We start from the raw sequence: 24,730 nt of genomic DNA on the forward strand, positions 1-24,730 counted from the left end.
GCTTATTAGGCAATTACTCTTTTTATATGTACTTCTTAATATCTTAATCTCGTTCAAGTAAGGAAAGAAACGACTGTAACACCGGGGAAATCCATCTGGATTTATGATAGATTACATGACTTTGAATAACGGATGGAGTTTCGATAGGCTGAAAACATAGTTGTTCTTTTTGACAACTTTCCTGTACAACGATATAAGGAAGAATTGAAATGCCTAACTCACACATGACGGATTGTTTAATGACTTCAACATTGGAAGTTTCAAATGTTTTAGCTGGAATATTTCCGCTTTGACGTAAAAAACGATCTACCATTGTCCTATAGCCGCAACTTTGTTCTGTAAAAATGAACTGAGTTTCCTGTAATAACTGGAATGGATTTGTATGTGCAGCGGAATAAGGTGGTAAAATCCATCCAAATGTTTCATTACTAAAAGTACGCGTAATAAAATCATTATGTTCTATACTTTCTCCAATTATGAAGACAACGTCTGTTTCTCCTTCACGTAATTTTTGTAATGCTTGTTCATTTGTGTTTGTTTCAAGTACGATATTTACTTTCGGATTTTTCTGTTTGTAAGTACGTAATAATTGTGGTAATCGGTATACCGCTAATGATTCATTAGATGTAATACTTAATGTACCTTCTAAATAATCTGTATTTTGGGGGATTTCTTGCGCTTTTTCATATATTGAAAGTAATTCTAATGCATAAGGATGAAATTGATGACCTGCTTTTGTAAGTAGCACTTTTTTCCCTAACCGATCGAAAAGAGGAATATGTAAATCGTTCTCTAAAGCTTTCATATGTGCTGTAACAGTAGATTGCGCATAACCTAGCGCGTGCGCAGCTTTAGAAAAATTACCATACTTCACAATGGCGCAAAATGTTTTAACATGTCTCATTTCCATAAGCGATCCCTCTTTTATTATCATGATTTGTGAATGATTATATCATGTATTTTAATTTTCCAAATGATTAAATTCTGTATAAAATGAAATTGTAGAAATATTCATTCAGGTGATATTGGAGGAGAAAAGATGATCAAAAAGGGCTATCATGTAGCTGTTGTTGGGGCTACAGGTGCGGTAGGGCAAAAAATTATTGAACTGTTAGAGAATGAAATGAAGTTTAATATAGTTGAAGTTACATTGCTTTCGTCAAAACGATCCGCTGGTAAGAAAGTAAGATTCAAAGGACGAGAGATAATTATACAAGAGGCAAAAACAACTAGCTTTGAAGGTGTAAATATTGCCTTTTTTAGCGCTGGGGGAGAAGTATCTAGACAATTTGTAACTCATGCAGTTTCTAGTGGTGCGATTGTAATTGATAACACAAGTGAGTACCGAATGGCACAAGGTGTACCGCTCGTTGTTCCGGAAGTGAATGCGCACACTTTAAAACAGCATAAAGGTATCATTGCAGTTCCAAATTGTTCAGCATTACAGATGGTAACAGCACTTCAGCCGATTCGAAAATCATTTGGTTTAGAAAGAATTATCGTTTCAACATATCAAGCTGTATCGGGTTCTGGCATTCATGCGATTCATGAATTACAAGAGCAGGCTAAGTCTATACTTGCAGGTGAAGAAGTGAAGAGTGATATATTACCGGTGAAAAAAGATAAAAAACATTATCCAATAGCATTTAATGTACTGCCTCAAGTAGATATATTTACAGACAATGATTTTACTTTTGAAGAAGTCAAAATGATTCAAGAAACGAAGAAAATATTAGAAGATGAAAACTTGAAAATGGCAGCTACTTGTGTACGTGTTCCAGTTGTATCGGGGCATTCAGAATCGGTTTATATAGAACTGGAAAAAGAAGCAAGCGTTGCGGAAATCAAGGGAATACTAATGGATGCACCAGGTGTTATTTTGCAGGATAACCCTAGTGAACAGCTGTATCCAATGCCATTATATGCAGAAGGGAAAATAGATACATTTGTCGGAAGAATACGTAAAGATCCTGATACGCCAAACGGATTCCACCTCTGGATTGTTTCCGATAACCTATTAAAAGGTGCGGCTTGGAATTCAGTTCAAATCGCAGAGACTTTAGTGGAAAAGGGGATACTTTAATATAGTTTAAAAAACTGGGGAATCGTTAATGACTCCCCAGTTTGTATTTCATAATTGTTTTCTTTATTTCGGCCGACTTTAATTAAAATTAGTCGTTATTGAATTTTTATAAATATCTACTTTATGTGCAGTGAAGCGTAAGGTTTTGGATTCTGCATGAATTGTAAGATTAATAATAATCGATAACGGCATTTCGACCGTTTTCACAATATCTTCTATAGCAATATACTCATTTTTTGCTTCCTTATAATAAACAACAGAACGAATTACGGCCTCGTCACCTTCAATATCAATTTCACACATCATAGGGAATTTTTTACCATTATGTAAGAATAATTCGCCTAGTACGATTGAACCGTTTAATTCTTCTGTAAAATTAGTAGTTGCCGCTGGTTTTACCCATGTTTCGTCATGTTCTTCGTTTTCCTCTTCATGTATTGCCCATTCCCAAATGGGGTTTTGTTTTAGGTCCTCAATAGTTAATTTATCAATTGGTTTGCAACTACTCATACATAAATTCTCCTTTTATTTTGATAAATAAGTTTTTTGATTTCATGAATTAGATGATTGCTTATAAGTGGGTTTAACAAAGTATTTTGCTCATTTGATATCCAAACTACTTTATTTTGAAATAAAGCTATTACAGCAATATTAACAAAACTTTAATTGTCTAGTAAATAATTATTAGTGGAGATATTAAAATGGGATGGTGTTAAAGAAAGATAGTAAAAAACATCAAGGATGAATGAAATTCATTTGGTACGATATGGATATATCCAATGTGAGGGGGAGTTTGATGTATCAAGTAAAGGGGTATTTTTCATCATTAAAAGGAAGTTATTATGAGATTGGAAAGCAACAAGGGGAATTCGTGAAACAAAATCCGTATCTCATCCCGCAATTTATACACGAAGAAAATGTAATATCTAATAACCATTGGACAGAATCGAGAAATATACTAAACAAACATTGTCCAGGCATAAATGAAGAAATTGAGGGGTTTTGTGAAGTGTTAAAAATCCCTTCAAAAAATATGATGTATTACTATCAAACACTATTGAAAGCAGGTTGTAGTCATTGTGCAGTATTACCTAAAAAGACCGATTTAGAGCACACATATGTATTAAGGAATTATGATTTGTCACCAGTAATAGATGATATGCGTTTTTGTTCAACTCATGTTGAAGGTGCGTATGCACATAGTGGCTTTTCTACTCAATATTTTGGCCGAACGGAAGGGATAAACGAGCATGGATTAGCTGTTACATTTTCATCATGTGGTCAACCAGTAGGAAATATTGCAGGTTTAAGAAAGCCAATGGTGAGTGGTTTACAATGTTTTGCGGTAATTCGATTGTTGTTGGAGAAATGTAAAAATGTGCAGGAAGCTAAGTTACTAATAGAAGAAATCCCAATTGCTAGTAATATTAATTTAATAATAGCTGATCCTTTAAATGCAGCATATATTGAAATATTTGACGGTCATAAATCCACAATAACGATTGATGGTGAAAAACAAGCTTTTATTGTATCAACAAACCATGCAGTTAGTTCATCAATTCAGAAATTAAATAATAGGAAATTAGAACAATCAACAAAGAGATATCACCTTTTACATGAGCATTTAAATAGATGTGAACAAGTAAGCATAGAGTCTTTAAAAAAGTTAGTAGAAGAAGAATATCCTGCTGGACTTACTGTGCATAACTATGAAGAATGGTTTGGAACTTTACATTCTGTATTATTCGATTTACATGATCGTACAATGAAGATTTGTTTCGGATCACCACTTTTAAACGACTGGTATTCATTGAAAGTTGGAGGAAGTATGCCGTTTTCTGAGGTGAACGTGAACTTTAAAAATAAAACTTATACTGACTTTTGGAAGGAAGATAAGAATGAATTGATACCTAAAAGATAAATGGGATAAGATGGTGATGTAAAGAGTGCATTTATACTGGAGGGATTATCAATACTAAAAGTTATGTTACCATTTGTTCTTATCTTTTTTCTTGTCATTGCGATGTATATTGCTTATCAAAAGAGAAAAAAGTCTGGGATAAAAGGATTGAAAAGTGCGGTAACTTCTATTTGCTTCTTTTCACTTGCAATCTTAAATATGTTTGCATATTGGTTTCATTTTGGCGGTGCTTTTACTTGGTTATTTTCAATTGTATTATTGCTAGTTGGTGCATATTTTACTAAATATATTCCAATATCTAAAAAGGTACATTAAAGTTTATAAGAGTTAAATATAATGTTTACTTTGTTTTGAAAAGAGATTATTCTACTAAATTGTTGTGAAACGGTTTCATAGGATAATCTCTTTTGTTTAGTTTTGGAAAGAACGTACTGTGATTTTTAGTTGCTCAATAAATTCTCGAGTTGCAGCACACATATATTTATCTTTTCTATAAATTAGCCCTATTTCAATTATTGGAGTAGGGTTTTCTATTTTAATAGCTTGAATGTTTTTATTTTGTAAAAAGTCTATATATGGTTTGGGTAACACTGTAATTCCCATTCCTTTGGAAACCATTTGGATTAAAGATTCCATCGTACTAATTTCTAAAATTGGCCTTGGTTTAAAGTTTAACTTTTGACAATGAGATGTAATTAGTTCGGTTAAAAAGAAATTTTTAGGTAAAAGAATTAAAGGGTAGTTCTGTAATTCAGCAATAGATACATGATTACGTTCAGCTAATCGATGACCAGTGGGCACGACCAATGTAAGATTGCTTTTGTATAGAGGGATGGAGATAATCTCTTTATCTTGCACCGGGAGAAATGTAATTCCAATATCTAGTTCGTTTTGTAATAATTTTTCACGAATATCTCCTGTACGAAGCCCTAATACAGAAAGCTCTATATTAGGATATAAATTATTAAAATTTAAAATAGCTGTTGGTAGTAAATAATTTACGACGGTTAACAAAGCCCCTATTGTTAAGGAACCTTGCTGTAATCCGTTTAGGTCTTGAATAGCTGAACGAGCTTGTTCGACTTCATGAAAAATGGTTTTACTATGTGATAATAAAATCTTCCCTGCTTCAGTTAATGATATTTTTTTACCAATTCGATCGAAAAGTGGCATTCCTACTTCATGCTCTAATGCACGTATTTGTTGACTTAGTGAAGGCTGTGAAATATTTAATTTTTCAGCTGCTTTTGTGAAATGTAATTCTTTTGAAACAGCTAAAAAGTATTCAAGTTGTCGTAATTCGATTGGAATCACCTCAAGTATAATGATAGGTTATACCTATCATTATTATATAAATAATTGAATTGAACAATGATTTTAGAGGTTTTATAATCATCTTTATGTAACAGAGAGGGTTGTAAAAATTAATCGAGAGAAAATACATGTAACACCTTTAAAGGAGGAAATAGAATGGCTAATGAATATCAATTATTATCTTTAAATATAGGATTACCAAAAGAGTTTATATACGGCGGAAAAGTAATTCATACAGGCATAAATAAGAAACAAGTAAAGGAACCGGTATATTTATCCTTTGTAAAATTTAATGGAGATGGACAGGCGGACTTAGTTCATCATGGAGGAGTAGATAAAGCAGTTTGTGTTTATACTGGTGATCACTATCCATACTGGGAAAAAGAATTGAATCAAGATCTTGTATATGGGGCTTTCGGAGAAAATATAACAGTTAGTGGTATGCGCGAAGAGGATGTTTGTATTGGTGATACGTTTGAGCTCGGAGAGGCAATCGTACAGGTAACACAACCAAGGCAACCTTGTTTTAAATTAGCAAAAAAATATAATATTCCAAAGTTACCACTATATTTTCAAGAAACAGGATATACAGGATTTTATTTTCGTGTATTAAAAGAAGGATGGGTATCATCAGTCGATACATTAAAAAGTCTACAGTCTGATCCGAAAGGTGTTTCAATAGCGTTTGCTAATCGTATCATGCATAAGGAAAAACAAAATATTGAAGGGGTAAAAAGAATATTAGAAGTAAATGCACTTTCAAGTAGTTGGAGAAAGTCTTTTGAAAAGCGTATAAGTGGAGAAGAAATTAATACGAAGGAAAGACTTGAAGGGATAAAAGAATAAAAATATTTTATTATAAATAGTGTATTTCTATTAGTAAAAGCTAATTAGAAGGCGCTATTTTTATATAATAAACTAATTAATATCCAGAAATCTTAATATTGTTTTATTCGACTTATTTTCAAATAGTCAAAACATAAAATTAATTAGACTTTTTTTTTATGTTTTATGATAGTATATTGATTGGTAAGACCTCTATTTTTAAGAGTAGGTCATATAAGTATATCTAATTTAATGGAATTTAACATTTGGAGGTACAACATGGGGAATGTTGAAAAATTGGCAAGTATTCTAATAGAAGAACCGAAAAGAGAGCAGTTATTTCCTTTATTTGAAGAAGTGTTTGGAATTAAAACTCAAACATTGAATGATTTTTCGGATAAAGGATATTGGGATGATACATATAAAGCTTTATCGTTTTTACAAGAAGATAAAGTGATTGCAAATGTTGCGGCATTTTCACTCCCATTATTAATTAATGGTGAAAAAATAAATGCGGCGGGTATTCAATCAGTAATGACACACCCTAATTTCCGTAGACAAGGGTTAATGACACAATTAATGGATAAAATGATAGAAGAAATCGATAAGAAATGTGAATGTGCATTATTGTTTACGGAAAACCCTGAACTATATACAGCATTTGGATTTAAAGTTGTGCAGGAATATTTGATGACTATACCATATGATAAAAATATTAATAATAACGATTCACTACTTAAAAAGTTAGATTACTATAATATAGAGAATAGACAGTTAATACATGAAACTATTGATAGTAGCCAAAGACTTTCAAATAGTTTTTCAACTTTAAACTTCCATCCTTCATTTTATTTGAATATGTATGATTCGGAATGGAATGAGAAATTGTATTATTCAGAGAAACTAGATGCTCTAATCGTTTATGAAGTAGAAAATGAAAAGTTGAAATTATTTGGAGTATTTGCGCCAGTACTTCCGGTTTTAGATGAATTATGTGGAGAAATCAATGAAAGGTTTACGGAAATCGAATTTTATTTTTCTCCGGATCAATTAGGGGTTGAGGATGTACAGTTTACAGAAGTACAGTCTAGCAAGTATTTAATGGTTCGAAGTGATAAAGAGTTAGATTTTAAAGGTTATAAATTCCCAGTATTAGCGGAGTTTTAAATGTCTATATAAATGCTTTATTATGGAGGAGCTATGAATATATCGTATATACCAGAACATATTGAGCAACTCACTATAATGAATGTACCTGAATACTATAAAATTAATGATAATCATGCGTTTATTGTCCGTTCGAAAGCAGAAACTGATTTTTGGCTTAAAACACATTATGGTTTTGAAGTAATGAATGGTCATGTATTTTATAATGAGATGATGACAGACTTTCAAGCTGAAGTTCAGTTACGTATGAATCCAAATTCAAAATTCGATCAAGCAGGTCTTTTTGTTATGATTTCGGAGAACTGTTGGCTAAAAACATCTTTAGAATATATCCCTGAAGGGCCATCTCACTTAGGTGCTGTCGTAACGAATAATGGATATTCTGACTGGTCAACGCAAAATTATCCAACTGAAGCAGCTAAGCAACAACTTCGTTTTCGAATTATTCGAAAAAGCGGTGATTACACAATATATGTGAAAAAGGGCCATCAATGGGAACAAATAAGAATCGCTCATTTAATGGAGGATATAGGGAAGGAGCCTGTTAAAATAGGTTTTTACACGTGTAGTCCTTCTAAAAATAAGGGATTTGAGACTGAGTTTTTACATTTTACAATTGAAGAAATATAGATGAAAAACCGTATTCTTTTCATTAAGAATACGGTTTTTGTATTTATATAATATAAAGCACATTTATTGACTACAAAGTCATTAATACTTATCATTTAATAATGTTAAATATTAATTTACATAATATAATAGAAGTAATAAAGAAATTACAAAATATATAGCTTAAATAAGGAGGGATATGAATTATTCAGTGGTAATTTCATGGGAAAAGGAGATTATGTATGAAATCATTTCGTAAGTTATTACAGTATTTAAAACCATACATGTTCTTCGCTATTATTGGGCCGCTATTTATGGTACTTGAGGTTGCGATGGACTTAATTCAACCGACTATTATGCAACATATCATTGATGTTGGGATTGCAAATCGGGATTTAAATTATGTAATAAAAATGGGGCTTCTTATGATAGGAGCAGCAGCACTCGGTTTAGTTGGAGGGCTTGGGTGTATGATGTATTCTACAAAAGCAGCTGTTAATTTCGCTACAGACATACGAAAAGATGTGTTTGCGAAAATAGAAACATTTTCTAGTAATAATCGGGACTCATTTGGAACAGGTAAATTATTAACGATCGTGACAAATGATATCACTTCCATTCAATCGGCAATGACGATGACATTACGTGTTCTCGTTCGTGGTCCACTGTTATTTATCGGAAGTATAATTATTGTTTTTGTAACAGCGCGAGAGTTATTTCCAATATTACTTGTAGTTGTTCCGATTTTATTACTTGCGATTATTTTAATTGCAAGTAAAGCAAGTGGTACATTTAAAAAGGTGCAAGAGGCATTAGACAAAGTGAATACAAAGCTACAAGAAAATTTATCTGGTGTGCGTGTTATAAAAGCGTATGTAAGACAAAAATACGAAATCGCTCAATTTGGAAATGTAAATACAAATTTAACGAAGATAAATATTCGAGCTGTGCAACTTATTTCTTTAATGATGCCAATCATTATGCTAGTTGTAAGTGGCGGGATTGTCGCAACATTATGGATTGGTGGAGAAAAAGTATTCGATGGAACGCTTCAAGTAGGAGCGATTTTGGCATTTATTAATTACTTGAATATCATTTTAATGTCACTTATGTCGATTAGCATGGTATTTATTCAAATTGCGCGAGCTTTTCCATCTGCGGATCGTGTACAGCAAGTGTTAAATACCGAGGTTGATATTATAAGCGAAGCGTATGCGATCGAACCTGAGAAAATTGAAGGAAATATCGAATTTAAAAATGTTAGTTATAGCTATACGAAAAATAATGAATACGTTTTAAAAGATATTTCGTTTAGCATACAAAAAGGTGAAAAAGTAGGGATTATTGGATCAACTGGAAGTGGTAAATCTACCTTAGCGAAACTGTTACCACGTCTATATGATGTGGATCATGGTGAAATATGTATAGATGGAATAGATGTTAAAAAATATGATTTGCAAAAACTCCGTGCTTCAATAGGGTTTGTACCTCAGAAGGCGTTGTTGTTCTCAGGCAGTATAGAAGAAAATTTACGTTATGGTAAAGAAGATGCAACACATGACGAGCTGGAAGTAGCAGCTGCATCAGCTTGTGCGACTGAGTTTATCAATAAGCTGGAAGAATCTTATCAATATAATTTAACACAAGGCGCGACAAATCTATCAGGTGGACAAAAACAACGTGTATCAATTGCAAGGGCACTTGTGAGAAAGCCACCGATTCTCATATTAGATGATTCTACATCAGCAGTTGATGCAAAATCAGAGGCTACTATTCAAATAGCTTTAAAAACAAAATATACAGGCACAACAACTTTATTAATTGCGTCTAAAATTTCTTCCATAATGGATGCGGATAAAATACTTGTATTAGATAATGGTGAATTAGTTGGCAATGGTACACATGAACAATTGTTAGAACAAAGTGAGGTTTATCAGGAAATTTATCTTTCCCAAGGTGGTAATTTAGATAAAGAAGGTGGGGAAGAACATGCGTAATTTTCAAGGGCAATTTGCTAATAAAGGTGGACGAAACACCCCAAAGATGGGAAAAGCTAAAAATGCTCAAGGAACTGTAATGCGGGTATGGAACTATATGGGCTATCAAAAAGCTGCTCTTATGTTTGTTATATTTCTAGTCGTTGTTACTACATTACTTGGATTATTAGGTCCCTATTTTATGGGAGTCATTATAGATCAATATATTGTACCGAAAGATTTAAGTGGTACAGCAAGAATGTGTATGTTACTTATCGCGATTTATGGTGTAACTGTACTTTTAACATGGTTACAAACGTTTGTCATGATTAACGTTGCATTAAAAACAATTCAAAAAATACGACAAGATATTTTTGAGAAAATCCAAACGCTTTCTTTACGGTTCTTTGATGTGCGTTCTCAAGGTGATTTAATGAGCCGTGTGACAAATGATATAGATAATTTGAATCAAGCTTTGACACAAAGCGTTGTACAAATTATTTCATCAGCATTAACTTTTATAGGTGTAACGATTGCAATGTTCGCCTTAAATTGGATTTTAGCAATTGTAACTTTAATTACAGTACCTATTATGTTTTACGTTACAAAAAAACTAGTTGCATATAGTGGTAAAAACTTTGCGAAGCGTCAAAAAGATTTAGGTGAATTAAATGGATTTATTGAGGAAGCAATTACAGGTGCGGATGTTACAACGTTGTACGGAAAAGAAAAAGAAACTGTACAAAATTTCAATAAAATTAATGAACAGCTAAGAGTTTCAGCTACGAAGGCTGATACATTTTCAGCTTTTATTTTTCCAAGTATGAACTTTATTAATAATTTAGGTATGGGCCTTGTCATTGGGACTGGATCAGTTATGGTCTTAAACGGAATGACAACAGTAGGAGTTATTGCGGCTTTTATTAATTATTCTCGTCAATTCTCAAGACCGCTAAGTCAATTTGCGACTTTAATGAATACAATTCAAGCGGCAGTTGCTGGTGGAGAACGTGTTTTTGAAATTATGGATGAGGTACCAGAAATTCAAAATAAAAAAGACGCATTCGTTGTACAAAATTTACAAGGGCATGTTGCACTTGAGAATGTTTCATTTGGCTACGCAGAAAATAAAACGATTTTAAAAGAAGTGAGTCTTAAAGCGCAGCCAGGAGAGACAATTGCTTTAGTTGGTCCGACTGGATCAGGGAAAACAACAATCATTAATTTGTTAACTCGCTTTTACGATATACAGCAAGGACAAATTCATATTGATGGAAAAGATATAAAAGATTATGATATTAATTCTTTACGAAGTAAAATAGGAGTAGTTTTACAGGATACGTATTTATTTGCTGGTTCGATTATGGATAATATCCGTTATGGACGCTTAGATGCTACTGATGAAGAAGTTATCACTGCAGCTAAGGCAGCATCTGCACATTCTTTTATTAAGCATTTGCCAAATCAATATGAAACAGAAATTGCTTCAGAAGGATCGAATTTAAGTCAAGGGCAAAAACAACTTCTAGCGATTGCACGAGCAATTTTAGCAGATGCAGATATATTAATTCTCGATGAAGCGACATCAAATATTGATACAAGAACAGAATTACAAATACAAGCAGGACTAAATAATTTAATGAGAGGTCGCACAAGTTTTGTGATCGCTCATCGACTTAAAACAATTGAAAAAGCAGATCAAATTCTTGTTATAAAAGATGGAAATATTTTAGAAAGAGGGAATCATGAATCTCTCATGGAAGATAGAGGGTTTTATTTTGATTTGTATACGAGTCAGTTTAAAATATAGTAAAAGCATTGATATGTTGCGGTTTCTCTTGAGAGGAGAAACCGCATTTTTTATATTTACAAATATTACTATCCAAATGGTCTTTCACTACATATTTTAACAGCATCCACCTGCATTCCAGGCAAAACATGTGAATAGCGATTTAATGTTATGAACATATCTTTATAACTGAAGTGCTCACTTACAGTCTTTGGATGTATACCTTGTTTCAAAAGTAGCGTGGCATGTGTATAATAACGTAAATCATAAAATCGAACTTTAAAAATCGGAGTTTAAATAAAAAGAGCGCTGTTAAAAGCGCTCTGAGACAAACCATACATTTAGAGAGGAATCAAGATAATATATGGATATTGTGTGAGAATGTTGTAGGTTTTAATTAAAAATAAAGCACACATATAAGTGTGCTTTTATGAACGCTTTAGATTTGTATGACTATATAGTCATACAATAAAATATGCTTGTTTAATATAAATGTGTGTCAAATCTATAAAAAGATATTGTGTATAAGGAACAATAAATGTTAATTAGCTAAGTCTTTTGTTTTTATCCTGCTATTTGCCGGACAGTAAGACCCCCACCTTAAAATTCAGCGGAAGCAAAGAAGTTAGGTGAGGGCTGATTAAAGTTTCACTTTATTAACGAATTTGCACAACTGTTAACGCTGCAGAACGAATATCTACTGTACCTATTACTTCAACGGGGACAATTTGAATTAAATCACCAGGGTTTAAGTTAATTAGAATGACCCCACTTGATACATCGACTTCACCAGTTCCAATAATATTAGAACGGACTGCGGATCCGGATCCTGCAATAATATTAGTCGATGAATTTAATGTCAAGAAAAAGCGAGCTGCTTCCGGGGCTAATGGAACGTTATCAAGGCTAATCGTTAATGTATAGCTAATTTGATAAATACCAGCTACCTGAATTTTAATACCAGTTCCAGTACTAATTGTATCATTAATTACAGGGACAGTAATGTTAGGATTTGGGCCTGTATTAGGTAATAGTAGTGGTGTAAATAATGTTGCAAATTGAGGTGAAGTAGCATTGAAGGCAAAACCTAGGGCAGGTAGTGAACTAGGTGCTTGTGCTTCACAATTAAAATTAGCGAATTTACAAATGGATGAGCGCATATTTTCACTCCTTTCTTGTATTTAGATTTCGTGAGTATTAACTTCACATTTTGGACAAGCATAATACAATATATGAAAATTTATAGTAGATAGTGCACAAGCATTACTATTACGGATAAAGCTATGAATAATAATAAATACTATATGGAAAAAGCAGTTAGCTAATTTAACTAACTGCTTAGTCGGTTCTCCAAGAGCAAATAGGCGAAAAATTATTGCGCTATATAAAAGATCGCTATAGATAAGTGCTCTTTTTGAGAGTGAGTATAAAATTCTATCATTCTATCTAGTATGTGCACTGTATTATGTAGTTGCTACTAAAATTGATGTGAATTTTTAAAATTAGAGGTTTCTTTCAATGAAACCTCTAAAAAGAAAACTAAATTTACGTTATAGTAAATTCAATTGCGATAGGAGTGCCTCCATCTAGGACTGCTCCTCCTACAATAGTAGCAGCTGTAGTAGTTACACCAGTAATAGTATCACCTGTTTGAATAACACCATTAATATAAAGTGTTAAAAAGGCATAAGAAGCAGGGAATGTTGTTACAGCACCAGTGTCATCAGTGAAGTCTGTGTTAGCAAAAGTTAAATCTGCACCAGCAGCAGTTCCTGTTGCGGCTGTACTTACAAATCGTCTTCCAGCTATAAAAGGTTTAACGATAGGCATTTATGTTCACCCCTTTTTGAAAATTAACTCGGACAAGTGTTTTGAAAGTTTTGTCCTGTATCGTATAATATGCTGTGCTTCTACTAAGAGATACGGCTTGTATACTAGTAAATAAGTATAATTATTATGCGTTTTATAAGTTAGGTTCTTATAAGTAATTAAGTGGTTAAGGTTGGATTTTGTATATGGTATGTTTATGTAAAAAAAAGAGAGCGCTTTTAGAAAGAGCTCTTAATCAAATTATTATCTTAGTGTTGGAGGGAGACTGGCGGCCTCAGTGACAGATGGTAAAAATAATTTCCGTGGTATTGTAATAAATTCAAGCGCAATTTGCTTTGGATAAAAAAGTATTTGAGTTAAATCTAGAGCATGTATTAATAGTATCATGAAGCTTGTAAGAATGATAAAACTACCCCAAAAGAAACTTTTTGAAGTGTTGCGAAAATCTTTTATTAAAGAAAAGAATGAAAAAAATGCGGTAACAATGAGAATGAAAAATTTATACTTATCAGCCATTGTAATCCTCCTAAAGCACAGTAATTTATATTATACCGTATTTTTCAATATTATTATAAAAAGATTTTAAAGTGAATAATAAAAAAATAAAGCCATAACTTAAAACATTAGTTTAGGTTCTATTGTTTGAATTCTTTGTTTTAGAAGGTATATAATCTGAATTTGAAAATTTTCCAAATGAATTACCATTTTTTATTTCTGATCCAACATCAAGTGCTTAATGAAATGGTATGAAAGATTATAGGCTAGTGATACGAGATTAAATAAGAGGAATTTGCGTGCTGCAAGAGTTCTAGCTCAGATTTCTACTAGAGAAAAGTATTTAGTTGGAGTTGGTATGTTAATAAAAAACGGATAGATGTCGAAACTAAATATTCATGACATTAAGGACAAAGATCAGGAAATATAATTTGGTATTCTGGGAATAACCGGAGATCCGTAGTTAAGGTTGCATAGTATTTGTATTTTTTTTCTAATTTTTCAATTGTTGTTAAGTGATGAGAACCTAATCCACGTCGTACACTATGTTGAGAAAGAGTCGGCCCAATTTGTAATTTTCGTTTTTTCATTGGATCGTTCCATGGACTGTAAAAAAATTTAAAAATAAAAGCAGGTTCCATGTAAATGCTATAAGGATAATGCGAACCATGTCTCCCGACTCTATAGTTCCCGTGCGAATTATTGTGAATTAATCTACCGTTAAGATATAGTTGATTTGGATTAGGTTGAATTATTATGCCGTGATAACGTTGTTTAACAAGCGGAGAACTATATCTTGGATTAGTGTAGCCATAAGTCGGTTCATCAATCATCATAATCATTCTTATTGAAAACATATTGCCGCCCATAGTGCTAAGTGATTTAAAAAATTGTTCTTTATTATAACAGCACAGGAATTCTGTCGTATTCAATACCATTTTCCATCCTGGAATTTCTCTTTCAATTTCCATAACTTCTTGATCAACTAAATAAGCATCAAATTCGAGTGATTTTGAGTTTCGTATTTCCCAATTAGGAGCGAATGTTTTACAGATTTCAACTGAACGATCAGTGGATCCACGATTAATAAGAATGCCATGATCAAATAGCTTTGTATGGTGCATTAACCACCATGGAAGTAAATATTCTTCATTGTAAAAATGAGAAATTAAAGTAGTCTTAATCAAAATCACCTCCGTATTTAACCTGCTTCTTATTTAATATGATATGGAAGGAAACCTATTGTTAGAAGGTTTCCTCTTAAAAGTTTTAAACCACATAGGGTATGTGGATGGATTAGTATATAAAGTAGTCTGATTGATAAAGAGTGGTATTAAAAAGTACAAAATCTAAAATGAGCATCGAATTAGTGTATAACGATTGAAACGGCACTGAAAACTAATAAAACAGCCATAATCATGTTGAATAATTGGTTATGTTTTACTAATAATTTTTGGAATATTGAACCAAATAAACTCCAACTAAATGTACTCAGTAAACCGACTATACCTAGAAATAATGAGAAAAGCAGAAAACTTGAATATGAATTGTAGTAGGGGAGTATAAAAGTAGAGACTACTGTGAGTCCGAATAATATTCCTTTTGGATTAACAAATTGAATGAAAATACCCACTGTAAATAAGTTTTTATTATTTTTTTCATTGTGATCTGCACCGCCTTTACTAGTAATTATTTTAAAGGCTAAATATAGCATATACGCGACACCTAAAATTTTTAAAGGAAATTCAATTAAAGGGATAATATTAATTAATACAATATTAAAAAAACTACATAAAGAAGTGAGGATGAAAAAACCAAAAGCTACTCCGAAGCAAAAGTTTATGCTTCTCTTTAATCCATGTTGATTTGCGTATGTCATAGCTAAGAAATTGTTGGGACCAGGTGTGAAGCTACTTATAAATACAAATAACAAAAAAGAAAATATAGGCATTTCAAAACCCCCTATTTTTTGTGTGTTATAATGACCAAAAAGAACAATATAACGTGTGCTTTTTATTATACATAACGGTCGTTATATTGTATACAGTGTAGGAGTGTTTTTTATGGAAGAAATTCAACTTATTCTGGCAAAAAATTTAAAATCAATACGTGAAAAAGAAAAATTAAGTTTAGAAAAGGTCTCTCAATTAACAGGTGTAAGTAAAACAATGATTGGACAGATAGAAAGAGGAGATTCAAGCCCGACACTAACAACAATATGGAAAATTGCTAATGGTTTGAAAGTATCATTTACCTCTTTAATTAATAATCCACAGCCTGATACGAAAGTAGTTTTACGAAATGATGTTCAAGTATTGTCTGAAGACAATGGGAGATATAAGGTGTATCCCTCATTTCCTTTCCAAGATGATAGGAATTTTGAAATCTATATGGTTGAAATTGATACAGAAGGGAAATTAAGTTCAGAAGCGCATAAAGAAGGAACAGAAGAGTTTATAACGGTATTTGAAGGGAAATTGACAATTGACATAAATGATTGTCAATATACGTTAAATAATGGAGACTCAATTCGCTTTAAGGCGGATAGACCGCATACTTATACTAATTCAGGAAGAACATTAACTCGGTTAAGTATGACTATTTATTATCCAGCTTTATAAGCTGGCAATAATATAAAGAGTAAAAGTAAATATGTATTGTTAAAACCATCTATAAGAGATGGTTTTATTTTTTGAATATAAAAAAAGACACTCAATTGAGTGTCAATATAGTATTGCTCTCGCGTATAGGATTGGAGATGTTCCTCAAATACATATTGAGATGGTCTGTAAAGAAGAAACAATCTTCATCTTTAATGTAACATCGACATGGGTGAAGTGTAAATTGATAATATATATACGGAAAATTTAGTATAGATGTTTTCTACTATGGATATAGTAAAATTTATTTTTATTACTTAATCACTATCGTAATATTTATCAATTGAGTATTTAGATTGTTTATTATAAAAAGAATGAATCATTTTTTTAATCAATTCGTATAATTGTAAGAGAGGCACCTGTTGATCCGCCTCCAACTAAATTCACGACGGATAATATACCAAATAATTGTAGTGAGATTGTATTACCAGCATTTAAATTAGTAATTAAGTTATTACTATAATTTGAAGTGGATAAAGTGGGAGAAAAAATAGAGCCAGGAATTGGCGTAGAAGCGTTTAATAGTAGTCTAGTTCCAGCAAGTAGAGCGGTTGTCGTATTAACTTGATAGGTTAAATGATATCTTCCAGTTACAGGAATTGTAAATACGTCATTTGAAGCGTTAACTGTAAAATTACCGAGACTTTGGTTATTTGCAAGTGGAATGTTTGTTCCTCCTAATACGACTGAAACAGAACCACCTGATGTATTATTAGCGAACATAGAGTTTGTTGTAACGATTGAACCAGTACTCCCGGTAGGTCCAGTACTCCCGGTAGGTCCAGTACTCCCGGTAGGTCCAGTACTCCCGGTAGGTCCAGTACTCCCGGTAGGTCCAGTACTCCCGGTAGGTCCAGTACTCCCGGTAGGTCCAGTACTCCCGGTAGGTCCAGTACTCCCGGTAGGTCCAGTACTCCCGGTAGGTCCAGTACTCCCGGTAGGTCCAGTACTCCCGGTAGGTCCAGTACTCCCGGTAGGTCCAGTACTCCCGGTAGGTCCAGTACTCCCGGTAGGTCCAGTACTCCCGGTAGGTCCAGTACTCCCGGTAGGTCCAGTACTCCCGGTAGGTCCAGTACTTCCGGTAGGTCCAGTACTCCCGGTAGGTCCAGTACTTCCGGTAGGCCCCGTAAGCCTGTAAGGGAAAATAATGTCAAGAGCCATTGACATTAGTTCCTTTTTTCTAATTTCATTATTATCTTGAATATAAATCACCTCATCTTTTTAAATAAGAATGTTATAGATTTACTACTTTTTAAATAGAATGATCAATTTATTATATTAATAATAGTGGCTATAGCAACGGTAAAATGTTTAATACATGTAATAATTATTATGAGAAGAAAAGAGAATAGTTATAAAGTTATTCTTTAATGATAAGTTCTAAATGATATGTATGGGTTAAAAAACATGTGGAATGAGGTATTAACTTGAAACGCAATGACAAATTATCATTGAATAAGGGGATGATAGGACCAGAAAATATTGGACCTACATTTCCGATTCTTCCACCAATTTATATTCCAACCGGAGCAACAGGCCCAACTGGAATAACGGGAGCAACCGGAGCAACAGGCCCAACTGGAATAACGGGAGCAACCGGAGCAACAGGTCCTACTGGGGGCATTGGTCCTATAACCACAACCAATTTGTTATATTACACTTTTGCAGATGGAGAGAAACTTATATATACAGATGCTGACGGGATACCTCAATATGGTACAACGAATATTTTGTCTCCTAGTGAAGTTTCTTATATTAATTTGTTTGTTAACGGAATACTGCAACCACAACCATTATATGAAGTGAGTGCTGGTAAATTAACTTTATTGGATACGCAACCACCATCGCAAGGATCTTCAATTATATTACAATTTATCATTATTAATTAAAAGGACAGTTCCTTAATGAAAAGGAATCTGTCCTTTTTGTTTTATATTTGAATAGTTAAAATTAAGTGAAGGTACATTCAATTTCTAGCTGTTATAAATGGTTGAATGATAGGAATTTTAACTTCAATCCTTTTCATAGTGTATTGGAATAAAATATAAAATGAATTTTGCAACATAGTATATGAGAGTTCTCTATAATACAAACGGCTTCATGTTTAAAAAGAGAACACAATCTTAGTAAAGAAATAAGGTATATTTATATGAAAAAAATGGCACTGTTAATTGTTGAGTATATTCAAATTAATATGTGTATTTAAACCTAAGAGATAAACGTGGAAAAATAAAATAAACTCTTAAGTTTAGGTATTTAATCTAAGCAGTCAATTATTAAAAACATATAATTAATATGTGAGTCATGAACATAATTAAATAGCGTTTGCAAGTTTAATTATATTTCATGTTTCCTATTTTAAGTCAATATATAACACATACTCTTTTACAACTTTATGATCCTTATAATAGGAAAAACTCAAATATAAAACAAGTAAGGAGGACATAAATGACAAGTAATAATTGTTTCGGTCATAACCACTGCAATAATCCGATTGTTTTCACTCCAGATTGCTGTAACAATCCACAAACAGTTCCAATTACTAGTGAGCAATTAGGTAGATTAATTACTTTACTAAACTCTTTAATTTCGGCTATTGCAGCGTTTTTTGCAAATCCAAGTGATGCAAACAGATTAGCTTTACTCAATTTGTTTACTCAACTATTGAACTTACTAAATGAATTAGCACCTTCTCCAGAAGGGAATTTCTTAAAACAATTAATTCAAAGTATTATTAATTTACTACAATCTCCTAACCCAAATCTAAGTCAATTACTTTCTTTATTACAACAATTCTACAGTGCTCTTGCACCATTCTTCTTCTCTTTAATTATTGACCCTGCAAGCTTACAACTTTTATTAAACTTATTAACTCAATTAATTGGTGCTACTCCAGGAGGCGGCCCAACAGGTCCAACAGGTCCAACAGGTCCAGGAGGCGGAGCAACAGGATCAACAGGAGCAACAGGAGCAACAGGAGCAACAGGAGCAACAGGTCCAACAGGAGCAGGAGTAACAGGAGCAACAGGATCAACAGGTCCAACGGGAGCGACAGGTCCAACAGGATCAACAGGCCCAACAGGAGCAACAGGATCAACAGGTCCATCAGGAGTAACAGGAGCAACAGGCCTAACAGGAGCAACAGGAGCAACAGGATCAACAGGTCCAACAGGATCAACAGGTCCAACAGGAGCAACAGGTCCAACGGGGGCAACAGGTTTAACTGGTGCAACAGGTTTAACTGGTGCAACAGGAGCAACTGGTGGCGGAGCTATTATTCCATTTGCTTCAGGTACAACACCATCTGCGTTAGTTAACGCGTTAATAGCTAATACAGGAACTCTTCTTGGATTTGGATTTAGTCAGCCTGGTGTAGCTTTAACTGGTGGAACAAGTATCACATTAGCATTAGGTGTAGGTGATTATGCATTTGTAGCACCACGCGCAGGGGTTATTACGTCATTAGCTGGTTTCTTTAGTGCAACAGCTGCTTTAGCTCCATTATCACCTGTTCAAGTGCAAATACAAATATTAACTGCACCTGCAGCAAGCAATACGTTTACAGTACAAGGCGCACCTCTTTTATTAACACCAGCATTTGCCGCAATAGCGATTGGTTCTACAGCATCAGGAATCATTGCTGAAGCTATTCCAGTAGCGGCTGGAGATAAAATACTACTGTATGTTTCATTAACAGCAGCAAGTCCAATAGCTGCAGTTGCTGGATTTGTAAGTGCAGGTATTAATATCGTTTAATTTGTTACAATGTTTAGTAGGAAATTAAACAGGGGTTTGTATATAGTCCTTCCTAATAAATTTAGGAAGGACTATATTTTTTGAGGAAATAAGTAATAAATCAATTGAACAATTACTCTTTATTAAGTTCGTATAAAAAAGTATAATTTACCCTTTCTCATTTAAGGCATAAGTTATGTAACTTTAAAAATTTCCGATCAGCAAAAAAAGATGAATTCTTTTAAAAAAGAATTCATCCATAAAATAAACTATTTATTTTTATTACAGTTACATCCTTTTTTCTTTACATAGCCTTGCTCGGCTAAGTCTCTTTGCGATTGGGAATTGGAAGATTGAGAATTGGAAGATTGAGAGGATGCTGAAGAGCTACTATTTTTATTATAAGAGTAGTTTTTTCGATAGTTATAATTACTCATAGTACTATCACCTCCAATTTAATATATAAATATTATATGTATGTACACTATCAATTGTTACTATTATTAATAGGAAGAGAACATACAATAAAAAAATCTCCTCGGTATTTTCCTAGGAGATAAATGATGATTCTTTTAAAAATTTACAAATTAATAGCCCCAGTAAAGAGGAAAGTAATAAGAATCTTGGGGATACGGATTATGTTGTTGAGGGAGGGGTTGGGTTGGGTAATTTTTCATTCCACGGTTTTGATTGCAGTTTGCCGGAGGGCCAATAACAGTAGTTGATTGAATAGGAGAAACCGCTTGTTTCCATTGTTGTTCATTGAGGCAGTAAGTATGGGCCATCATATGAGCAGGAGTTAATCTTAAAATATCAGAACCGAAAATAACTTCTGGCGCTGGGGCATTGAAAATAGCTAATAAATGAGTATTATCAGCTGTAGCAATTTCATAATGCCACCACGCTTGTGGAATGTTGGCAACTTGCCCCGGTTTTATCGGTAAGTTTAATATTTGATTCGTAAATGGATTAAGTAAAGAAACAACAGCAGACCCTGAAATACAATAAACAAGTTCAGCTGCATTTTGATGAATATGTGGTTCTACAACATTTCCTGTACTTAAATAAATATCTAATAAAGAAGTATTTTCTAAAGTGTTTAATTGTTTAATACCAAGTACATTTATATAATTTTGGGCATCTTTCCGAAAAAAATTACTTTTATTTACATCATAAGTAAAATTGGTTGAGGGGGAGGTATAGTCGATGTTGGCAGTCAATTGTATTACCCGCCTTTCTATAGGTAAGTTAGGTTACAAAATTAGGATATGTGTCTAGTCTTTGTTTTGTGCTGTTGTCGGTAGCTTAATAAATTCACTTATTCCATAAAGAATAAAGTATAAAGATTAAACTATATTCGTATTCCCATTCATACTTTGGATTGATGGAAAAAAGTAATGAAAATGTTAATTTAAAAGTACATCAATCATTTATAAGGAGTGAATGTTCATGTCATTTAGTGAAATGATTAGAAATGAAGTACTCAGCTGGGCGGGTGTTTCTGAAAAACCGCATCGATTTGGTGGTATTGAAATAAATTATGGTAAGAAAGAACTTGGCCATCTTCATGGTGATAAATTAGCTGATTTACCATTTCCGAAGTTAAAGCGAGATGAATTAGTGAAGCAAGGATTGGTAAAACCACATCACGTATTACCTGAATCAGGATGGATCAGTTATTATATAAAGAGTGAAGAGGATATTCCATTTGCAATTGAGTTATTTCGTATGCAATATGACCGAATTAAAAAATAATGAAATAAAGTAGGGTAATAAAAATTTATTTTCATGTCACATCCCTCCTTAATCGTTCGTCTTGTATGTAGAACGATAAGGAGGGATTTTATTATGAATACATTTGATGTAGCAATTGTTGGCGGTGGGCTTGCTGGATTAACAGCATCTATATATTTAGCGAAAGCTGGAAAGAAAGTGATTGTATTAGAAAAATCCAGTCAATTCGGTGGCCGAGGGATGACTATAAATAAAAATGGAATCTGCATGAATCTTGGTGCACATGCTTTATATAGAGGCGGGGCAGCGTTTATAACTTTTAATGAGCTCGGTTTGAATCTTCCAGGTGGAATACCATCTACAAAAGCACATGGAATATGGAAAGGGGATATATTCACCATCCCAACAGATTTTCGCTCAATTTTATCAACACCACTACTTTCGTGGTCTGCAAAAGTACAATTCTCACGTCTTATGATTCGTTTAGGAAATTTAGATGTAGGAGAAGTTCCGAAAATGAGTCTAACTACATGGGCAGAAAATGAAATAAAAGATCCAATGGTTCGTAATATATTTTATGCGCTATGCCGGACAACAACATATACGTTTGCTCCTACAATACAATTAGCATCATCTGTACTAAAGCAAATACAGCTTTCTATAAAAGAAGGAGTGCTTTATGTAGATGGTGGTTGGGAGACGATAATAACAAAATTAAGAGATTTAGCGAATGATGTCGGGGTAAAATTTTTGGCTAAAAAGCATGTTTTGGAAATAGAGCATTATGAAGATAAACAAAGAATACATTGTGTTGATGATGAGGTTTTTGCAGTAGATACAGTCATCGTGACGACTCCGCCAAAAGAGGCTTGTAAAATAATAAAAGGTGCAGAAGGAACAAATTTGCATAGATGGAATGAACAATCGGTACCGGTTACTGTTGCTGCATTAGATATTGGCTTGAGACAATTACCCAATCCTACACATCAATTTGTATTAGGATTAGATCAACCTATATTTTTCACAAATCAATCGAGAGCAGCTAAATTAAGTGAAGATGGATCAATTGCAGTGAGTCTAATTAAGTACCATAATCCTATGCTAGAGATGAATCATATTCATGAAGATAAAGAACAGTTGGAAAGTACGATGGAGTTGTTACATCCAAATTGGAAAAGAGAAGTTGTTGCACAGCAATATTTACCGAAAATAACAGTAGTACATGATTTTCCTCATATTGACCGTGTTGAAAAGCCGGGTCCTAATATACCTGAAATGCCAGGTGCTTATGTTGCAGGAGATTGGGCAGGGCATGATGAAATATTAGCTGATGCTGCGGTAGCAAGCGGGAAACGAGCAGCGTTACACATTTTAAAGCAATATGAAAGTGAGGCAGTTCATCATGGAAACGGAGCAGTTATATGAAGCGTATCAACCATTATTATTTTCGTTAGCATACAGAATCCTTGGGAGTGTTATGGATGCTGAGGATATCGTTCAGGATGTATTTATCTCGCTAAATAATATAGAAGATCCTCAATCTATAGAAAATATGAAAGCATATTTATGTAAGATGGCGACAAATCGTTCAATTGATAAATTACAATCGGCAGCGCATAAACGTAACGTGTATGTAGGGATGTGGTTACCAGAGCCACTTGTAGACGAGAGTGATGAGCCATCAAAGTCATTTATAATGAAAGAATCCCTTTCCACCGCATATTTATTACTTTTACAACAACTATCTGAGGTAGAAAGGATTGTTTTCATATTAAGAGAGGTTTTCAGTTATGAATACGAAGAAATAGCTTCAATTGTTGATAAGAGTAGTGTGAACTGCAGGAAGATCTTTCAACGTGCAAGAAAAAGCATTTTGGAGAAACCGAAGCAATCAAAATTAAGCACGGAGAAAATGGCTTCTTATGTTGAAAAGTTTGTATCATCATTACAGTGTGGGGATGCGGAAGGTATGTTAGAAGTATTAAAAACAGATGCTATACTCAAAGCTGATGGTGGTGGTAAAGTTACGACTGCGATTAATCCGATTTATTCTGCGGATCGAATTATACGTTTGTTCTTTGGGATTGCACAACGATTGACAGAAGAGTACACTGTTGATTTCAAAATGGTAAATGGTATACCAGGAGTTATAGTTACAATAAATAATAAAGTAACGTATGTTCTTTCGTTTGCATTTGAGGATGAGAAAATTTCAAATATTTATATGATGGTTAATCCTGAAAAACTTATGCATTTAAATGTAAAAATATAAAAAAGCGCATTTCTTCAGAAATGCGTTTTTTATTATTTTTCTAACATTTCAAGAGGTACATCTTTTTCGCCCGCTACCTCAAATTTAATTTCCCCGTCTTCTTCATAAATACGTGTAATAATCGGTATAGTAATCATTAATTTTTTATGCTGCTTTCGTTTTCGAGCAGCATCTAAGCTAATCACGTTCATTTGTAAGCATCCTTTCTTCTGGAAATATATAAACAAAGAAAATGCGTCCGAAAAGGGCGCTTAATTGAATTTGAAATACCGATTCATTTAAATGGGGTTTATATAATTTAATAACTGCAATTTTAATAT

The 24,730-nt window shown here is 33.3% G+C and carries 25 protein-coding genes; 14 read left to right on the forward strand and 11 right to left on the reverse strand.

Annotation, left to right across the window (positions count from 1 at the left end; translation table 11 throughout):
• Positions 1–43: 43 nt before the first annotated feature.
• On the reverse strand, positions 44–910 hold the full coding sequence (locus MHH27_RS12020) for a LysR family transcriptional regulator (RefSeq protein ID WP_090976533.1): 867 nt from the start codon (positions 908–910) through the stop codon (positions 44–46).
• 129 nt (positions 911–1,039) lie between these two features.
• On the opposite strand from MHH27_RS12020, the gene MHH27_RS12025 reads away from it, so the two are divergent.
• Positions 1,040–2,083, forward strand: coding sequence for an aspartate-semialdehyde dehydrogenase (locus tag MHH27_RS12025; protein ID WP_098284434.1), 1,044 nt, complete (start codon positions 1,040–1,042; stop codon positions 2,081–2,083).
• A gap of 78 nt (positions 2,084–2,161) precedes the next feature.
• On the opposite strand, the gene MHH27_RS12030 is transcribed toward MHH27_RS12025, so the two are convergent.
• Positions 2,162–2,593 (reverse strand): hypothetical protein, encoded by a 432-nt coding sequence (locus MHH27_RS12030; protein ID WP_098284435.1) that lies wholly within the window; start codon positions 2,591–2,593, stop codon positions 2,162–2,164.
• A gap of 286 nt (positions 2,594–2,879) precedes the next feature.
• Between MHH27_RS12030 and MHH27_RS12035 the strand changes: the two genes are divergently transcribed.
• Positions 2,880–4,004: a C45 family autoproteolytic acyltransferase/hydolase gene (locus MHH27_RS12035; protein WP_090976539.1), complete on the forward strand. Its 1,125-nt coding sequence runs from the start codon at positions 2,880–2,882 to the stop codon at positions 4,002–4,004.
• A gap of 63 nt (positions 4,005–4,067) precedes the next feature.
• Positions 4,068–4,319, forward strand: a complete 252-nt coding sequence (locus MHH27_RS12040) for a hypothetical protein (RefSeq protein WP_000936604.1) — start codon at positions 4,068–4,070, stop codon at positions 4,317–4,319.
• A 96-nt stretch (positions 4,320–4,415) separates the two neighbouring features.
• On the opposite strand, the gene MHH27_RS12045 is transcribed toward MHH27_RS12040, so the two are convergent.
• Positions 4,416–5,318 carry a LysR family transcriptional regulator gene (locus tag MHH27_RS12045; protein ID WP_053564520.1) on the reverse strand — a complete coding sequence of 301 codons (903 nt, stop codon included), beginning with the start codon at positions 5,316–5,318 and terminating at the stop codon, positions 4,416–4,418.
• A gap of 156 nt (positions 5,319–5,474) precedes the next feature.
• Between MHH27_RS12045 and MHH27_RS12050 the strand changes: the two genes are divergently transcribed.
• The 5 genes from MHH27_RS12050 (at position 5,475) to MHH27_RS12070 (ending at position 11,705) form a co-directional block, all read left to right on the forward strand.
• The gene (locus tag MHH27_RS12050; RefSeq protein ID WP_340942645.1) at positions 5,475–6,164 is read left to right on the forward strand and encodes an MOSC domain-containing protein; all 690 of its coding nucleotides are present in this window, start codon (positions 5,475–5,477) and stop codon (positions 6,162–6,164) included.
• 258 nt (positions 6,165–6,422) lie between these two features.
• Positions 6,423–7,310 (forward strand): GNAT family N-acetyltransferase, encoded by an 888-nt coding sequence (locus MHH27_RS12055; RefSeq protein ID WP_090976543.1) that lies wholly within the window; start codon positions 6,423–6,425, stop codon positions 7,308–7,310.
• 33 nt (positions 7,311–7,343) lie between these two features.
• Positions 7,344–7,940 carry a DUF1349 domain-containing protein gene (locus MHH27_RS12060; RefSeq protein WP_090976545.1) on the forward strand — a complete coding sequence of 199 codons (597 nt, stop codon included), beginning with the start codon at positions 7,344–7,346 and terminating at the stop codon, positions 7,938–7,940.
• Between the two features lie 221 nt (positions 7,941–8,161).
• The gene (locus MHH27_RS12065) at positions 8,162–9,916 is read left to right on the forward strand and encodes an ABC transporter ATP-binding protein (RefSeq protein WP_097925449.1); all 1,755 of its coding nucleotides are present in this window, start codon (positions 8,162–8,164) and stop codon (positions 9,914–9,916) included.
• The gene (locus MHH27_RS12070; protein ID WP_016081661.1) at positions 9,909–11,705 is read left to right on the forward strand and encodes an ABC transporter ATP-binding protein; all 1,797 of its coding nucleotides are present in this window, start codon (positions 9,909–9,911) and stop codon (positions 11,703–11,705) included. The genes MHH27_RS12065 and MHH27_RS12070 overlap by 8 nt, the downstream gene beginning before the upstream one ends.
• A 635-nt stretch (positions 11,706–12,340) precedes the next feature.
• Here MHH27_RS12070 and exsF read toward each other — a convergent pair.
• The 5 genes from exsF to MHH27_RS12095 form a co-directional block, all read right to left on the reverse strand.
• Positions 12,341–12,844 (reverse strand): exosporium protein ExsF, encoded by a 504-nt coding sequence (gene exsF / locus MHH27_RS12075; protein WP_340942649.1) that lies wholly within the window; start codon positions 12,842–12,844, stop codon positions 12,341–12,343.
• Positions 12,845–13,229: 385 nt separating this feature from the next.
• A complete protein-coding gene (locus MHH27_RS12080; protein ID WP_001123247.1) occupies positions 13,230–13,514 on the reverse strand; it encodes a DUF4183 domain-containing protein in 285 nt (94 codons plus the stop codon).
• Positions 13,515–13,757: 243 nt separating this feature from the next.
• Complete coding sequence (locus tag MHH27_RS12085) at positions 13,758–14,030, reverse strand: hypothetical protein (protein ID WP_000774116.1); 273 nt, start codon at positions 14,028–14,030, stop codon at positions 13,758–13,760.
• Positions 14,031–14,413: 383 nt separating this feature from the next.
• Positions 14,414–15,196, reverse strand: coding sequence for a glycosyltransferase family 2 protein (locus MHH27_RS12090; RefSeq protein WP_000598282.1), 783 nt, complete (start codon positions 15,194–15,196; stop codon positions 14,414–14,416).
• A gap of 179 nt (positions 15,197–15,375) precedes the next feature.
• On the reverse strand, positions 15,376–15,960 hold the full coding sequence (locus MHH27_RS12095) for a LysE family translocator (RefSeq protein WP_048558440.1): 585 nt from the start codon (positions 15,958–15,960) through the stop codon (positions 15,376–15,378).
• Positions 15,961–16,015: 55 nt separating this feature from the next.
• Here MHH27_RS12095 and MHH27_RS12100 point away from each other — a divergent pair, with 55 nt between their 5' ends.
• On the forward strand, positions 16,016–16,630 hold the full coding sequence (locus tag MHH27_RS12100; RefSeq protein WP_130813712.1) for a helix-turn-helix domain-containing protein: 615 nt from the start codon (positions 16,016–16,018) through the stop codon (positions 16,628–16,630).
• 366 nt (positions 16,631–16,996) lie between these two features.
• On the opposite strand, the gene MHH27_RS12105 is transcribed toward MHH27_RS12100, so the two are convergent.
• Positions 16,997–17,815, reverse strand: coding sequence for a BclA C-terminal domain-containing protein (locus tag MHH27_RS12105; RefSeq protein ID WP_445688693.1), 819 nt, complete (start codon positions 17,813–17,815; stop codon positions 16,997–16,999).
• A 281-nt stretch (positions 17,816–18,096) separates the two neighbouring features.
• Here MHH27_RS12105 and MHH27_RS12110 point away from each other — a divergent pair, with 281 nt between their 5' ends.
• Together MHH27_RS12110 and MHH27_RS12115 are read left to right on the forward strand one after the other, a co-directional pair.
• Positions 18,097–18,558 carry a DUF4183 domain-containing protein gene (locus MHH27_RS12110; RefSeq protein ID WP_340942652.1) on the forward strand — a complete coding sequence of 154 codons (462 nt, stop codon included), beginning with the start codon at positions 18,097–18,099 and terminating at the stop codon, positions 18,556–18,558.
• 559 nt (positions 18,559–19,117) lie between these two features.
• On the forward strand, positions 19,118–20,425 hold the full coding sequence (locus MHH27_RS12115) for an exosporium glycoprotein BclB-related protein (RefSeq protein WP_340942653.1): 1,308 nt from the start codon (positions 19,118–19,120) through the stop codon (positions 20,423–20,425).
• 566 nt (positions 20,426–20,991) lie between these two features.
• Here MHH27_RS12115 and MHH27_RS12120 read toward each other — a convergent pair.
• Positions 20,992–21,624 carry a cupin domain-containing protein gene (locus MHH27_RS12120; RefSeq protein WP_000126322.1) on the reverse strand — a complete coding sequence of 211 codons (633 nt, stop codon included), beginning with the start codon at positions 21,622–21,624 and terminating at the stop codon, positions 20,992–20,994.
• A 229-nt stretch (positions 21,625–21,853) separates the two neighbouring features.
• Here MHH27_RS12120 and MHH27_RS12125 point away from each other — a divergent pair, with 229 nt between their 5' ends.
• The 3 genes from MHH27_RS12125 to MHH27_RS12135 all read left to right on the forward strand — a co-directional run bounded on the left by MHH27_RS12125 (position 21,854) and on the right by MHH27_RS12135 (position 24,410).
• Positions 21,854–22,159: a luciferase domain-containing protein gene (locus MHH27_RS12125; protein WP_000010317.1), complete on the forward strand. Its 306-nt coding sequence runs from the start codon at positions 21,854–21,856 to the stop codon at positions 22,157–22,159.
• A 93-nt stretch (positions 22,160–22,252) separates the two neighbouring features.
• Positions 22,253–23,563 carry a phytoene desaturase family protein gene (locus MHH27_RS12130; RefSeq protein ID WP_340942655.1) on the forward strand — a complete coding sequence of 437 codons (1,311 nt, stop codon included), beginning with the start codon at positions 22,253–22,255 and terminating at the stop codon, positions 23,561–23,563.
• Positions 23,541–24,410: a sigma-70 family RNA polymerase sigma factor gene (locus tag MHH27_RS12135; protein WP_340944827.1), complete on the forward strand. Its 870-nt coding sequence runs from the start codon at positions 23,541–23,543 to the stop codon at positions 24,408–24,410. Before MHH27_RS12130 ends, MHH27_RS12135 begins: the two co-directional genes overlap by 23 nt.
• Positions 24,411–24,442: 32 nt before the next feature.
• Here MHH27_RS12135 and MHH27_RS12140 read toward each other — a convergent pair whose 3' ends face one another.
• Entirely contained in the window at positions 24,443–24,601 is a 159-nt protein-coding gene (locus MHH27_RS12140) for a hypothetical protein (RefSeq protein ID WP_001100984.1), read from the reverse strand.
• Between the last annotated feature and the right edge of the window lie 129 nt (positions 24,602–24,730).

Origin of the sequence: Bacillus sp. FSL L8-0152, from assembly GCF_038006365.1 — a bacterium.
GTDB classification, from domain to species: Bacteria; Bacillota; Bacilli; order Bacillales; family Bacillaceae_G; genus Bacillus_A; species Bacillus_A cereus.